Consider the following 14,246-nt stretch of genomic DNA (forward strand, 5'->3'; position numbering starts at 1 on the left):
ACACGACCGGAATCCCAGGAATGCGTGACGCAGGCTTTCGCCCGTTTGCTGTCGGCCGTGCACTTGCCATTTCCAGGCGAGCCATATCTAAAGAGCGCCACCGTTCCTTGGCAGTTCAACAGAGGCAATTACGCCAAATCTTGACAGTGAAAGGGCTTGCGATGGCCGCTCTCCGAAGGTTCCTTCTGATCCTCATGGCCAGCATGTGCACCCTGACGAGTGCCGCGCGCGCACAGCAGGGAACAGTGCCGGTCACAGTGATAACTGTTGCGCCACAAGACGTGACGCTAACCTCGCTTCTGCCGGGCCGTGTCGCCGCCTCTGCCGAAGCCGAGGTGCGCCCGCAGGTCAACGGCATCATCACCGAACGCCTGTTTGACGAGGGCGCGGATGTGACGGAAGGTGATCCGCTCTATCAGATCGACCGGGCGACCTACGACGCAACGGTCCGTCAGGCACGCGCGAGCGTGGCACAGGCCGAGGCGCAGTTGCGCGCTGCCGAACGCGAGGAGCGGCGTCTGGTCGAATTGCGGGCACGCAACGTGGCCAGCGAACAGGCGCTCGACGAGGCGACATCGGCACGTGATAGTGCCGAAGCCGGCCTCGAACTGGCTCGCGCGCAGCTCAACTCTGCCGAGATCGAACTGTCGCGCACCACGATCCGGGCGCGCCTCTCGGGACGAATCGGGCTGGCGCAGACCTCGCAGGGCGCGCTGGTCACTGCAAGCCAGGCGCAGCCGCTGGCAGTGATCCGCAGGATCGACCCGGTTTACGTGGATGTAACGCAGTCCGCTGCCGATCTGCTCCGCTGGCGGCGCGGCGAGACGGAAGAGGAGCTGCGCGGGGCTGATGCGACGGTGCGGCTCATTCTGGCAGACGACTCGGCGTATTCCGAAACCGGGCATTTGAAGGCCGCCGAACCGAAGGTCGATCCGCAAACCGGCGTGGTGACACTGCGCATGCAGTTCGACAATCCAGAGCTTCTTCTCTTGCCCGGCATGTATGTGCAGGTCGAGATGCCGGTCGAGGTGGCAGAGGCGGTGTATCTCGTGCCACAGGAGGCGGTGGTGCGCGACCGGCGCGGGCGTCCGACCGCATGGGTCGTGAACGAAGAGAACGTGATCGAGGAGACGCCGCTCGGGATCGTGCAGGACCAAGGCAGCAACTGGGTGGTGGACGAAGGGCTCTACCCGGGCGACAGGCTGGTCGTCGCGGGCTTTCAGAAAACCGGGCCGGGGGCGACCGTTGCGCCCGAAGAGCGCGCAGAGTAACCGGGCAGGGGACGCAGGCACATGGCACGTTTCTTCATCGATCGCCCGGTCTTTGCCTGGGTCATCTCGATCCTGATCATGGGGATCGGGGTGCTGGCGATCCGGCTCCTGCCGGTGGCGCAATACCCCGAGATCGCGCCGCCCTCGGTCACCGTGTCCGCCAATTACCCGGGCGCCTCTGCCGAGACGGTGGCCAATACCGTCACGCAGATGATCGAGCAGCAGATGACCGGGCTCGACGGGCTGCGGTATTTCTCGTCGCGCTCGACCTCGCAGGGCAACACAGAGATCACCCTCACGTTCGAGACCGGGACCGACGCCGATATCGCGCAGGTGCAGGTGCAGAACAAGCTGGGCCAGGCCACGCCGCTCCTGCCGGAGATCGTGCAGCGGCAGGGCATCACGGTCGAGAAATCGTCGGCCGGGTTCCTGATGGTCGTGGGCATGATCTCGACCGATGGCACGCTCGACCAGGTTGATCTGTCGGATTACATGTCCACCAATCTCGTTGACGAGCTGAGCCGGGTCGAGGGGGTCGGCTCGGTACGGGTGTTCGGCTCGGAATACGCGATGCGGATCTGGCTCGACCCGTCCAGGCTGGCCGCCTTCGGGATGTCGCCCTCCGACGTGGTGGCGGCGGTCTCGGCGCAGAACGCGCAGATCTCGGCGGGCGCATTCGGTGCGCGGCCCACGGTGGACGGGCAGCAGCTCAACGCCACGATCACCGCGCAATCGCTCCTGAATACGCCCGAGGATTTCCGCCAGATCGTGCTGCGCGCGGAAACGGATGGTGGCCTGGTGCTGCTTGACGATGTGGCCCGCGTCGAGATCGGCGCGCAGAATTATGCCACGACCGCGCGGTTCAACACCGATCCCGCGTCGGGCATGGCGATCACGCTGGCACCTGGCGCGAACGCTCTCGAGACGGCGCGCGCGGTCAAGAAACGCATGTCCGAGTTCGCCCGCTTCTTTCCCGAGGGTGTCGATTACGTGATCCCCTATGACACCACGCCGTTCGTGGAAATCTCGATCAAGGAGGTGGTCAAGACGCTGTTCGAAGCGATCGGTCTGGTGTTCCTCGTGATGCTGCTGTTCCTGCAGAACCTGCGCGCCACCCTGATCCCGACGCTGGCGGTGCCGGTGGTTCTGCTGGGCACGTTCGGGGTGCTGGCGGTGGCGGGATTTTCGATCAACACGCTCACCATGCTGGCCATGGTGCTGGCCATCGGCCTCTTGGTCGATGACGCCATCGTGGTGGTGGAAAATGTCGAGCGCATCATGGAGGAAGAGGGCCTGCCGCCGCGCGAGGCGACGCATAAATCCATGGGCCAGATCACCGGCGCGCTGGTGGGGATCGCGATGGTGCTGTCGGCGGTTTTCGTGCCGATGGCGTTCTTTCCCGGCTCCACGGGGGTGATCTATCAGCAATTCGCGATCACCATCGTCTCGGCCATGGCGCTGTCGGTCGTGGTGGCGATCACGCTGACGCCCGCGCTTTGCGCCTCGCTGCTAAAGCCCAAGGGGCATGGTGCACAGCGCGGCCCGTTCGCGTGGTTTAACGCTGGTTTCAATGGGCTGATCTCGGGCTATGTCGGCACGGTGCGCTGGTCGGTACGCCGCCCCGTGCGGGTGTTCGTCGTTTACCTGGCACTGGCCCTTGGCATGGCCCTGATGTTCCTGCGCACGCCGACCGGGTTTTTGCCCGAGGAAGATCAGGGCATCCTTTTCACCCTCATCCAGACCCCGACCGGGGCGACCGCCGAACGCACGCTCGACGTGGTCAAAAAGGTGGAGGATTATTACCTCGAACAGGAATCCGAGGTGGTCGACTCGATGTTCGGCGTCGTCGGTTTCAGCTTCTCTGGAAACGGCCAGAACATGGGTCTTGCCTTCGTGCAGCTCAAGGACTGGGACCAGCGGACGGAACCGGGGCAGAGCGTGCAGGCGCTGGCGGGCCGGGCCTTTGGCGCGTTCAGCCAGATCCGCGATGCGCAGGTCTTTCCTGTCGTGCCGCCCTCGGTGATCGAACTGGGCAACGTCTCCGGTTTCGATCTCTATCTGCAGGCGCGCGGCGGGCAGAGCCACGCGGACCTGATGGCGGCGCGTAATCGCCTCCTTGGCATGGCCGCGCAAAGCGATCTCATCGGCTCGGTTCGGCCTAACGGGCTGCAGGACGCGGCGCAGTTCAACCTTGATATCGACTGGCGCAAGGCCGGGGCCATGGGGCTCACCCCCACTGATGTGGGGCAATTGCTGCAAATCGCCTGGGCCGGAACCTATGTAAACGATTTCATCGACCAAGGCCGGATCAAGCGCGTCTATGTGCAGGGTGAGGCCGAGGCGCGCGCCACCCCAACCGATATCGAGAAATGGCGCGTGCGCAATGCCAGCGGCGGGCTTGTCCCGTTCTCGAATTTCGCCGAAGGTCGGTGGGATTACGGCGCGCAGGGGCTCTATCGCTACAACGGCATTTCCGCAGTGCAGTTGCAGGGCTCTCCCGCCCCCGGCGTCTCGACCGGCGAGGCGATGGCCGAGATGGAGCGGCTCGCCGCAGAACTGGGCCCCGGGTTCGACCTGGCATGGACCGGCCTTTCGCTGGAAGAGCGCGATTCGGGCAATCAGGCACCGTTGCTTTATGCGCTGTCGCTCGCGGCGGTGTTCCTGTCGCTGGCCGCGCTTTACGAAAGCTGGTCGATACCCTTTGCCGTCATGCTCGCCATGCCCATCGGCATCGTCGGCGCGCTCACCGGCGCGTGGCTGGGCGGGTTTGAAAATGGGGTGTTTTTCCAGGTGGGGCTGCTCACCGTCATCGGCCTGACGGGCAAGAACGCGATCCTGATCGTGGAGTTTGCCCGCGAACGGCACGAAGCTGGCGAGCGGGTTATCGACGCGGTGGCCACAGCCGCGCGGCAGCGTTTCCGCCCGATCATCATGACCTCGATGGCCTTCTCGCTCGGGGTTCTGCCGCTGGTGCTCAGCTCCGGCGCGGGCTCGGGCGGACGCAACGCAATTGGCTCGGGCGTGCTCAGCGGGACGATCTCGGGCACCGTTCTGGGGGTGATCTTCGTACCGCTCTTCTTCGTGATCGTGACGCGCCTGTTTCGACGTGCCACGGGAACGAAGCGCTAGGAGAGGGCGGGGCAAGTCAATCCGAATATTGGTGAGCGATCCGCCGAAGTTCGGACACTGGCTCAAGCCAAGATGTTACGAGTTCTGATTTCGACGAGAACGATTTCAGAGATTTCGAATGGCAAGAAGATCTCACCTGGTCTCAAGGTGAATGTCGCGCTTGATGCCTCGAGGGCTGTGGGCAGACCGCTGCCGCTCTCCGAGTCCGCTGCTCTAGGGATTGGGGGCATCCTGAAGCTGACCGAACTGGTCAACCTGCCAGTCTCCACCGCAGTGCTTGAGAACGAGCTGGGCACGCACGCGGCCTGAACGAGCCGAGTCCATTTCGTCATACCCAACGGTCCAATGCGCGCAGCCCGCGGTTCTCCTCGCCCTTCATATGGGTGAATCATCACGGCGGTACCCGATGTCGCCGACGATGTATTTCGCAGCGGAGAATCCCGCCTAATCGGTCTTTCCCTTTTTGAATCAGCATATTAGAAAAAATGTCGCAAATGGGGGTTGTATGGTCGCAATTTGTTCGTGAAGGTCGCGTTGCACATTGGGCAGCACTCTGACGCCTTGTGTCGGAGCCGAACCGGCGACCCGCTTGGCACCGACCCGCGCAGAAGCTGGACCTGATCACATTGCCGCCCGCAGCGCGATCACGCTGGCCGCGGTGAACATCGAAGTGGGCAAAGAAGTCAGTGCCGCCTTTCGGGGCTCGCGCAGTGATGTTGCGCGGCCGGCGAGCATTCGCATCGCCGCTGACGGGACAGTTTGGAACGGAGACAGAAATGAGCAACATGATGGCCGAAAACGCTGAACTGACCATGACCGATCAGGTTTACAGCGACGATCCGCTGGCCGATCGCGAGACCGACCATTACCGCAAGGAATATGTCAGGACCTTCGTCGACAAGTGGGACGAGCTGATCGACTGGGCGGGCCGCGCCGAGAGCGAGGGACAGTTCTTCATCGACATCCTGCGCGCCCGGGGCAAGGAACGGGTGCTCGACGTGGCCTGCGGCACCGGCTTTCACTCGGTCCGGCTGACCGAGGCGGGCTTTGATGTGACCGCTTCGGACGGGGCGGCCTCGATGGTGGCCAAGGCCTTCGAGAACGGACGCCGCCGCGGGCTGATCCTCAAGACCGCACAGGCCGACTGGCGCTGGCTCAACCGCGATATCAACGGCAAGTACGACGCGATCGTCTGTCTGGGCAACTCCTTCACCCATCTCTACGAGGAGTCCGACCGCCGCCGCGCCTTGGCCGAGTTCTACGCCGCGCTCAAGCACGACGGCATCCTCATCCTCGACCAGCGCAACTATGATGCGATGCTCGACCACGGGTTTTCGAGCAAGCACAAGTACTACTACTGCGGCGACAAGGTGACGGCCGAGCCTGACCATATCGACGACGGGCTGGTGCGGATGCGCTATTCCTTCCCCGACGGGTCGGAGTACACGCTCAACCTTTGCCCGATCCGCAAGGACTACATGCGCCGCCTGTTCCGCGAGGCCGGGTTCGAGCGGGTGCGCACCTATGGCGATTTTCAGGAAACCTATGCCGAGGACGATCCCGACTTCTACATCCATGTCGCGGAAAAATCGGCGCTGCACCTGGCACGCTGGGGCGGTGGCGAGATCGCCGGGACCGATATCCGCGACATCACCGAGGATTACTACGACAGCGACGACGCCGACACCTTCTACTCCACCATCTGGGGCGGCGAGGACCTGCATATCGGCCGCTATGCCGAAACGCCCGACATCCGCACCGCCTCGGACCGCACCATTGAGTCGATGATCGACCGGCTCCCGCCGCTGGATGCCTCGGCCCGGGTGCTGGACATGGGCTCGGGCTATGGCGGCGCCATGCGCACGCTTGTGCGCAAGACCGGCTGCGAGGCGGTCTGCCTCAACATTTCCGAGACGCAAAACGAGTACAACCTGGGCAAGATCCGCGCCGCCAAGCTGACCGGCAAGATCACGGTGCGCCATGGCGTGTTCGAGGACGTGCCAGAGGCCGACGCCAGCTGCGACGTGGCCTGGAGCCAGGACGCCTTCCTGCATTCCGACCTGCGCGCCAAGGTTCTGGCCGAGGCGTGGCGCGTGCTCAAGCCCGGCGGGCACCTGATCTTCACCGATCCGATGCAGGCCGACGATGCAGACCCCGCAGTGCTGCAACCGGTCTATGACCGTCTGCAACTCAACGACCTGGGCTCGCCCCGGTTCTACCGAGAGGCGGCCGAGGCGCTCGGTTTCGAGACGGTGGAACAGGAGGACGCGGTCAGCGACCTGCGCACGCACTATTACCGTGTTCGCGAGGAACTGCTGGCGAACTACGATAAACTGCGCGAGGCCGGGGCCTCGGCGGAGTATCTCGACAAGATGGCTGTGGGGCTGGAGAACTGGGTGAAGGCCGCCGATGATGGCCACCTCGCCTGGGGCGTCCAGCACTTCCGCAAGCCGGCGTGATGCGCCGCGCCGGGGCGACGCCGCGCGCCCCGGCCCCTGCCTCACCATTCTGCCCTCATAATTGGAGAGCCTGCATGACCGGGCCCTATCCCGATCCCCCCGCCTTTGTGTCCTTCGAGCTTTTCCCGCCAAAGACCGACGCTGGCGAAGCGACGTTGACGCGAGTTGTCGATCAACTGGCCAGTGCCGAACCGGCCTATTTCTCGGTGACCTATGGCGCGGGCGGCAGCACCCGCGACCGCACCGCCCGCGTGGTGGATATGGTCAGAGACCGCACCGGGCGTCCGGTGGCCCATCACCTGACCTGCGTGGGCGCGAGCCGGGACGAGATCGACCGGCTGGCCCGGGGCCTGCACGAAGAGGGCATCTCCCGCATCGTGGCCCTGCGCGGCGACCTGCCCGAGGGACAGCGCCTCGCCCCCGACGGCTATGGTGACGCCGCCGAGCTGGTGGCGGGGCTGCGCCGGGTGGCGGATTTCGACATCTCGGTGGCCGCCTACCCGGAGGTCCACCCCGAGGCCGCCAGCGTCGCGGCTGATCTGGACCATCTCAAGCGCAAGCTGGATGCGGGTGCGGCCCGGGCGATCACACAATACACCTTCGACACCGAGGTGATCCTGCGCTTCGTCGATCGGGCCCGTGCCGCGGGCATCACCGCGCCGATCGTGCCGGGGATCATGCCGGTGACCAATTTCGCCGGCCTCAAGCGGTTCTCGGCGATGTGCGGCGCGACGGTGCCGGACTGGCTGGCGCGGATGTTCGAGGGGCTGGACGACGCGCCCGAGACCCGCGCCATGGTCGCCACCAGCGTCGCCACGGAACAATGCCGCCTTCTGATGGAGGCGGGGCTGTCCGAGTTCCATTTTTATACGCTCAATCGCCCCGAGGTCAGCCTGGCGGTCTGCCGCGCGCTCGGGATCACGCCGGCGATCCCGTCCGAGAGCGCCGCCTGAGGAGAGTCGAGATGACAGATTCCAACATCGTCGCCCATGCCGCCCGCCGCATTTTGGTACTGGACGGTGCCATGGGCACCATGATCCAGCAGCACAAGCCCGACGAGGGCGTCTACCGCGGGGAGCGCTTTGCCGACTGGAAAAGCGACGTGGGCGGCAACAGCGAATTGCTGAGCCTGACCCAGCCCGGGATGATCCGCGACATTCACACCGCCTTTCTCGAGGCGGGCGCGGACCTCCTGTGCACCAACACCTTTGGCGCCAATGCGATCAGCCAGGCCGATTACGGTATGGAAAGCCTTGTCACCGAGATGAACGCCGAGAGCGTGCGCCTTGCACGCGAAGCGGCTGACGCCATGTCCACCCCCGACCGCCCGCGTTGGGTTGCCGGCGGCATCGGCCCGACCAACCAGACCGCCAGCCTCAGCCCGGACGTGAACGACCCGGGCTATCGCGCCGTGACCTTTGACGATCTGGCACGCGCCTATGGCGAAGCCGCGCGGGCCCTGATCAAGACGGGGGTCGATGTGCTGCTGGTCGAGACGATCTTTGACACGCTCAACGCCAAGGCCGCGCTCTTTGCCATAGACAGCCTGAAAGACGAAGGGCTGGACGTGCCGCCGCTGATGATCTCCGGCACCATCACCGACCGATCCGGGCGCACGTTGACGGGCCAGACGCCCGAGGCCTTCTGGGTCTCCATGAGCCATGCGCGTCCCTTCTCGGTCGGGCTCAATTGTGCCCTTGGCGCGGGCGAGATGCGCCAGCACGTGCGCACGCTCTCCGAGGTCGCGGACACGCGCATCAGCGCCTATCCCAACGCGGGCCTGCCCAACGAGATGGGCGGCTATGACGAGACGCCCGAGGAAACGGCTGCGCATCTGGGTGAATGGGCCGATGCGGGGCTGGTGAACATTGTGGGCGGTTGCTGCGGCACCACGCCCGACCACATCCGCGCCATCGCCGAGGCCGTCGCCGGCAAGGCCCCGCGCGCGGTCCCCGAAACGGTGCGGCGGATGCGCCTGTCGGGGTTGGAGATGTTCGAGGCCCCCGGCGCTAGCAAGGAGGATGCAGCATGAGCGGTGTCGCCAATTTCATCAACATCGGCGAGCGCACAAACGTCACCGGCTCGGCCCGGTTCAAGAAGCTGATCATGGAGGGCGACTATGCCACCGCGCTCGACGTGGCGCGCAGCCAGGTCGAGAACGGCGCCCAGATCATCGACGTGAACATGGACGAGGGATTGCTCGATTCGGAACGGGCGATGGTCACCTTCCTCAACCTGATCGCCTCCGAGCCCGACATCAGCCGCGTGCCGGTGATGCTCGACAGTTCCAAGTTCGAGGTGATCGAGGCCGGACTGAAATGCGTCCAGGGCCGCGCGGTGGTCAACTCAATCTCGCTCAAGGAGGGCGAGGCGGCTTTCCTGGAACAGGCCCGCACGATCCGCCGCCACGGTGCGGCCGCGGTGGTCATGGCCTTTGACGAGAACGGTCAGGCCGAGACCGCACAGCACAAGTACGAGATATGCCGCCGCTCCTACGACCTGCTGACACAGAAGGCGGACTTCCAGCCCTGGGACATCATCTTCGATCCCAACATCTTTGCCGTTGCGACGGGGATCGAGGATCACAACGACTACGCCAACGCCTTTTTCGACGCGATCAAGCTGATCAAGGCGGACATGCCGGACACCCATATTTCGGGCGGGCTGTCGAACGTTTCATTCAGCTTCCGTGGCAACAACGCGGTGCGCGAGGCGATGCACTCGGCCTTTCTCTATCACGCGATCCCGCTGGGGATGAACATGGCCATCGTCAACGCGGGCCAGATCACCGTCTATGACGACATTCCCGAGGAACTGCGCGAGCGGGTCGAGGACGTGCTGTTCAACCGCCGCGACGACGCGACCGAGCGGCTGCTGGAGATCGCGGACAAGTACAAGGGCACCGGCGAGGCGTCGAAGAAGGAAGACCCGAAGTGGCGCGAGGCCCCGGTCGAAAAACGGCTGGAACACGCGCTCGTCCACGGGATCACGGATTTCGTCGTCGAAGACACCGAGGAATGCCGCCTGCGCGCGGAAAAGCCGCTTCATGTGATCGAAGGGCCGCTGATGGACGGCATGAACGTGGTGGGCGATCTGTTTGGCGCCGGCAAGATGTTCCTGCCGCAGGTGGTGAAATCGGCCCGCGTGATGAAGACCGCCGTGGCCCACCTGCTGCCCTACATGGAAGAGGAAAAGCGGCTGCAGGGGGACACCTCAGCCAAGGGCAAGGTGCTGATGGCCACGGTAAAGGGCGATGTGCACGACATCGGCAAGAACATCGTGGGCGTCGTGCTGCAATGCAACAACTACGACGTGGTGGACATGGGCGTGATGGTCCCGACCGAGGACATCATCGCCAAGGCCAGGGAAGAGAAGGCCGATATCATCGGGCTGTCCGGCCTCATCACCCCATCGCTCGACCGCATGGTCGAGGTGGCAGGAGAGATGACCCGGCAGGGGCTGGACCTGCCGCTGCTGATCGGGGGCGCGACCACCTCCAAGAAGCACACCGCTCTCAAGATCGCGCCGGAGTACGAAAACGGGGTGATCCATGTGGACGATGCCTCCAAGGCCGTGGGCGTGGTGTCCAAGCTGCTGTCGAAAGCGGCGGCGCCGGGGTATCTGACCGAGATCGCGGAAGGTCAGGAGAAGATGCGGGCGGGCGACGATCGCACCGGCGAGCGGCCCACCGCGCCGCTGGTGCAGGCGCGGGCGGATGCCTTTGACGGCGGTTGGGACAGTTATAGGCCCCCCGCGCCGCAGACCCCGGGCCTGACCGTGATCGACGATACCGACGTGGCCGCGCTGCGCGACTACATCGATTGGACGCCGTTCTTTTCCACCTGGGAAATGAGGGGCAACTTCCCCGCCATTCTCGACGATCCCGACAGGGGCGAAGCGGCGCGCGAACTTTTCGACAATGCGCAGGCGATGCTGGACCGGATCGAGGCCGAAGGTTGGTTCACCCCGCGCGGTGTGGTCGGGCTCTGGCCCGCCAACAGCCGGGGCGACGACATCCTTGTCTGGACGGACGAGACGCGCGGCAAGCTGCGCGCGCGGATGCCGCAGTTGCGCCAGCAGCGCAACAAGACCCGCGACGCCACGCAGATGTGCCTGGCCGATTTCGTCGCGCCCGAGGGCACGCCGGACTGGGTGGGCGGTTTCGCCGTCACCACCGGGCCGGAGGTGCACGACATTGCCGACCGGCTGAAGGCCGAGGGCAATGACTATGACTCGATCATGGTGCAGGCCCTGGGCGACCGGTTGGCCGAGGCCTTTGCCGAAGCGCTGCACGCCCGCGTGCGCCGCAGCCTCTGGGGCTACGCCCCGGGCGAGGGGCTCGACAACGCGGCGCTGATCCGGGAGCAATATCGCGGCATCCGCCCCGCGCCGGGCTATCCCGCTTGCCCCGACCACACCGAGAAGCGCACGCTTTTCGACCTGCTGGATGCGTCCGCGCATACCGGCCTCAACCTGACGGACTCCTGTGCGATGTGGCCCGCCTCTGCGGTCTCGGGCCTCTACTTTTCGCACCCCGAGGCGCGCTATTTCGGGATCGGCCGGATCGGACCGGACCAGGTCTCGGACTATGCGGCGCGCAAGGAGATGGAGATCGCCGAGGTCGAGGCATGGCTGGCCCCCAGTCTGGCCTATCGGCCCGACAAGTCACGGGCGGATCGCAAGATCGCCTGACCCCCGCAAGTTCACTTGCCAATACCGACCCACCCCCACAGCAGTGGAGAAAGGAACGAGATGAGCAACAAGACCTGGCTGTTCACCAGTGAATCGGTGTCCGAGGGACATCCCGACAAGGTTTGCGACCGGATTTCGGACGCCATTCTGGATGCCTACCTGGCCGCCGACCCGCAGTCCCGGGTGGCCTGCGAGACGCTGGCAACCACCGATCACCTGACCATCGCCGGCGAGGTGCGCGGTCCCGAAGCTGTGCTCAAGGATGTCGAGGAGATCGCCCGCGATGCGATCCGTGACATCGGCTACGACCAGCCCGGGTTCTCCTGGCGCAATGTCGAGATCATCTGCCGCCTGCACGCCCAGTCCTCCGACATCGCGCAGGGCGTTGACGAGGGCGACAAGGGCGAGGAAGGCGCCGGCGACCAGGGCATCATGTTTGGCTATGCTTGCAATGAATCCGCCGAGCTGATGCCCGCGCCGATCCAGTTCGCGCATCGCATCCTGCGCCACATGGCCGAGGACCGGAAGTCCGGCAAGCAGCCGAACTTCGGCCCCGACGCCAAGAGCCAGGTGACCCTGAAATACGCGAACGGCAAGCCCGTGGGCCTGGATACCGTCGTCGTTTCGACCCAGCACGCTGAGGGCCTCAGCCAGGCCGAGGTGCGCGAGATGGTCAGGCCCTACATCACCGATGTCTTCAAGGATGAAGGCTGGGATCTGCCCGCCGACGACAAGCTGATCGTGAACCCCACCGGCAACTTCGTCATCGGCGGCCCCGACGGTGACGCAGGGCTGACCGGTCGCAAGATCATCGTGGACACCTACGGCGGCGCGGCGCCCCACGGCGGCGGCGCGTTTTCGGGCAAGGACCCGACCAAGGTCGACCGGTCCGCAGCCTATGTAGCGCGCTATCTCGCCAAGAACGTCGTGGCCGCGGGCCTTGCCGACAAATGCCAGATCCAGCTCGCCTATGCTATTGGCGTGCCGGAACCGGTGGCGCTCTATGTCGATACGCTGGGCACTGGGCAGGTCTCGGAAGACGACTTGTCGCGCCGTTTGCGCGAGATGGTCCGCCTGACGCCGCGCGGCATCCGCGATCACCTGCAACTCCTGCGACCCATCTATACCCGCAGCGCAGCCTACGGTCACTTCGGACGGCATCCCGACGACGACGGCGGCTTCTCATGGGAGAAATCCGACCTCGCCGAAGAGCTGGCCCGCAGCTTCGGCGCCACCGTGGCCGCGCAGTAACCCAAACGGAATTCGAGGAACGACACCATGAACAAACCAGAAAACGTCACAGCCGCGGACTATGCTGTCCGCGACATCTCTCTGGCCGATTTCGGCCGCAAGGAACTCGACATCGCCGAGACCGAGATGCCGGGCCTGATGGCGCTCCGCGCGGACCACGGCGAGGACAAGCCGCTCAAGGGCGCGCGGATCGCCGGCAGCCTGCACATGACCATTCAGACCGCCGTGCTGATCGAGACGCTGGTGGAGCTGGGCGCGAGCGTGCGCTGGGCGTCGTGCAACATCTTCTCCACCCAGGATCACGCCGCGGCGGCGATCGCCGAGGGCGGCACGCCGGTCTTTGCCATCAAGGGCGAAAGCCTCGAGGAATACTGGGATTACTGCGACCGGATCTTCCGGTTTCCCGAGGGTGGCGCCAACTTGATCCTCGACGATGGCGGCGATGCCACGCTCTATATCCTGATGGGGGCCCGCGTCGAGGAGGGCGAGACCGACCTGATCGAGACGCCCACCTCGGAAGAGGAAGAGGCGCTATTCGCGCAGATTCGCAAACGCATGGCCGAAAGCCCCGGCTGGTTCGTGAAGCAGCGCCACATGATCAAGGGTGTCTCGGAAGAGACCACCACCGGCGTGCACCGGCTCTACAAGATGATGGAGAAGGGGCACCTGCCGTTCCCGGCGATCAACGTCAATGACAGCGTCACCAAGTCGAAATTCGACAACAAGTATGGCTGCAAGGAAAGCCTCGTCGACGGCATCCGCCGTGCCACCGACACGATGATGGCGGGCAAGGTTGCCGTCGTCTGCGGCTATGGCGATGTCGGCAAGGGGTCTGCCGCGAGCCTGCGCGGGGCCGGCGCGCGGGTCAAGGTGACCGAGGTCGATCCGATCTGCGCGCTTCAGGCGGCGATGGACGGCTTCGAGGTGACGGTGCTGGAAGACGTGGTCGACAGCGCCGACATCTTCATCACCACCACCGGCAACAAGGACGTGATCCGCATCGAGCACATGCGCGCGATGAAGGACATGGCGATCGTCGGCAATATTGGCCATTTCGACAATGAAATTCAGGTGGCGACGCTCAAGAACCACAAGTGGACCAACATCAAGGACCAGGTGGACATGATCGAGATGCCCTCGGGCAACCGGATCATCCTGTTGTCGGAGGGGCGGCTTCTGAACCTCGGCAACGCCACCGGGCACCCGTCCTTCGTGATGTCGGCCTCGTTCACCAACCAGGTCCTGGCGCAGATCGAGCTTTGGACCAGGGGCGAGAATTACGGCAACGAGGTCTATGTCCTGCCCAAGCACCTCGATGAAAAGGTGGCGCGCCTGCACCTGGACCGCATCGGCGTCAAACTGACCGAACTGCGCCCCGACCAGGCGGAGTATATCGGCGTGACGCCGGAAGGGCCGTTCAAGCCCGAGCATTACCGGTATTGAG

At 64.8% G+C, this 14,246-nt stretch carries 7 protein-coding genes and 1 pseudogene; all 8 read left to right on the top strand.

All coding sequences use genetic code 11. The features are described from left to right. Positions 1 to 161: 161 nt before the first annotated feature. The 8 genes and pseudogenes from CRJ03_RS02870 (at position 162) to ahcY (ending at position 14,245) form a co-directional block, all read left to right on the top strand. Complete coding sequence (locus tag CRJ03_RS02870) at positions 162 to 1,271, top strand: efflux RND transporter periplasmic adaptor subunit (RefSeq protein ID WP_104017401.1); 1,110 nt, start codon at positions 162 to 164, stop codon at positions 1,269 to 1,271. 21 nt (positions 1,272 to 1,292) lie between these two features. Then, positions 1,293 to 4,400, top strand: a complete 3,108-nt coding sequence (locus CRJ03_RS02875; protein WP_104017402.1) for an efflux RND transporter permease subunit — start codon at positions 1,293 to 1,295, stop codon at positions 4,398 to 4,400. A gap of 72 nt (positions 4,401 to 4,472) precedes the next feature. Continuing rightward, positions 4,473 to 4,709 (top strand): hypothetical protein, encoded by a 237-nt coding sequence (locus tag CRJ03_RS02880; protein WP_104017403.1) that lies wholly within the window; start codon positions 4,473 to 4,475, stop codon positions 4,707 to 4,709. Positions 4,710 to 5,176: 467 nt separating this feature from the next. Next, positions 5,177 to 6,859, top strand: a complete 1,683-nt coding sequence (locus CRJ03_RS02885) for a glycine/sarcosine N-methyltransferase (RefSeq protein ID WP_104017404.1) — start codon at positions 5,177 to 5,179, stop codon at positions 6,857 to 6,859. A gap of 74 nt (positions 6,860 to 6,933) precedes the next feature. After that, the gene (metF, locus tag CRJ03_RS02890; protein WP_104017405.1) at positions 6,934 to 7,812 is read left to right on the top strand and encodes a methylenetetrahydrofolate reductase [NAD(P)H]; all 879 of its coding nucleotides are present in this window, start codon (positions 6,934 to 6,936) and stop codon (positions 7,810 to 7,812) included. Between the two features lie 11 nt (positions 7,813 to 7,823). Continuing rightward, positions 7,824 to 11,551: pseudogene (metH, locus tag CRJ03_RS02900) on the top strand (methionine synthase). A gap of 60 nt (positions 11,552 to 11,611) precedes the next feature. Beyond that, positions 11,612 to 12,802 carry a methionine adenosyltransferase gene (metK, locus tag CRJ03_RS02905; RefSeq protein ID WP_104017408.1) on the top strand — a complete coding sequence of 397 codons (1,191 nt, stop codon included), beginning with the start codon at positions 11,612 to 11,614 and terminating at the stop codon, positions 12,800 to 12,802. A 27-nt stretch (positions 12,803 to 12,829) separates the two neighbouring features. Continuing rightward, positions 12,830 to 14,245: an adenosylhomocysteinase gene (gene ahcY / locus CRJ03_RS02910; RefSeq protein ID WP_104017409.1), complete on the top strand. Its 1,416-nt coding sequence runs from the start codon at positions 12,830 to 12,832 to the stop codon at positions 14,243 to 14,245. Position 14,246: the final 1 nt, after the last annotated feature.

It is taken from the genome of Roseovarius nitratireducens, assembly GCF_002925845.1.
GTDB lineage: Bacteria > Pseudomonadota > Alphaproteobacteria > Rhodobacterales > Rhodobacteraceae > Roseovarius > Roseovarius nitratireducens.

Coding starts and splice junctions, on each gene's coding strand:
- CRJ03_RS02880 (WP_104017403.1), top strand. CDS start 4,473: ATGTTACGAGTTCTGATTTCGACGAGAACGATTTCAGAGATTTCGAAT.
- metF (WP_104017405.1), top strand. CDS start 6,934: ATGACCGGGCCCTATCCCGATCCCCCCGCCTTTGTGTCCTTCGAGCTT.
- metK (WP_104017408.1), top strand. CDS start 11,612: ATGAGCAACAAGACCTGGCTGTTCACCAGTGAATCGGTGTCCGAGGGA.
- CRJ03_RS02875 (WP_104017402.1), top strand. CDS start 1,293: ATGGCACGTTTCTTCATCGATCGCCCGGTCTTTGCCTGGGTCATCTCG.
- ahcY (WP_104017409.1), top strand. CDS start 12,830: ATGAACAAACCAGAAAACGTCACAGCCGCGGACTATGCTGTCCGCGAC.
- CRJ03_RS02870 (WP_104017401.1), top strand. CDS start 162: ATGGCCGCTCTCCGAAGGTTCCTTCTGATCCTCATGGCCAGCATGTGC.
- CRJ03_RS02885 (WP_104017404.1), top strand. CDS start 5,177: ATGAGCAACATGATGGCCGAAAACGCTGAACTGACCATGACCGATCAG.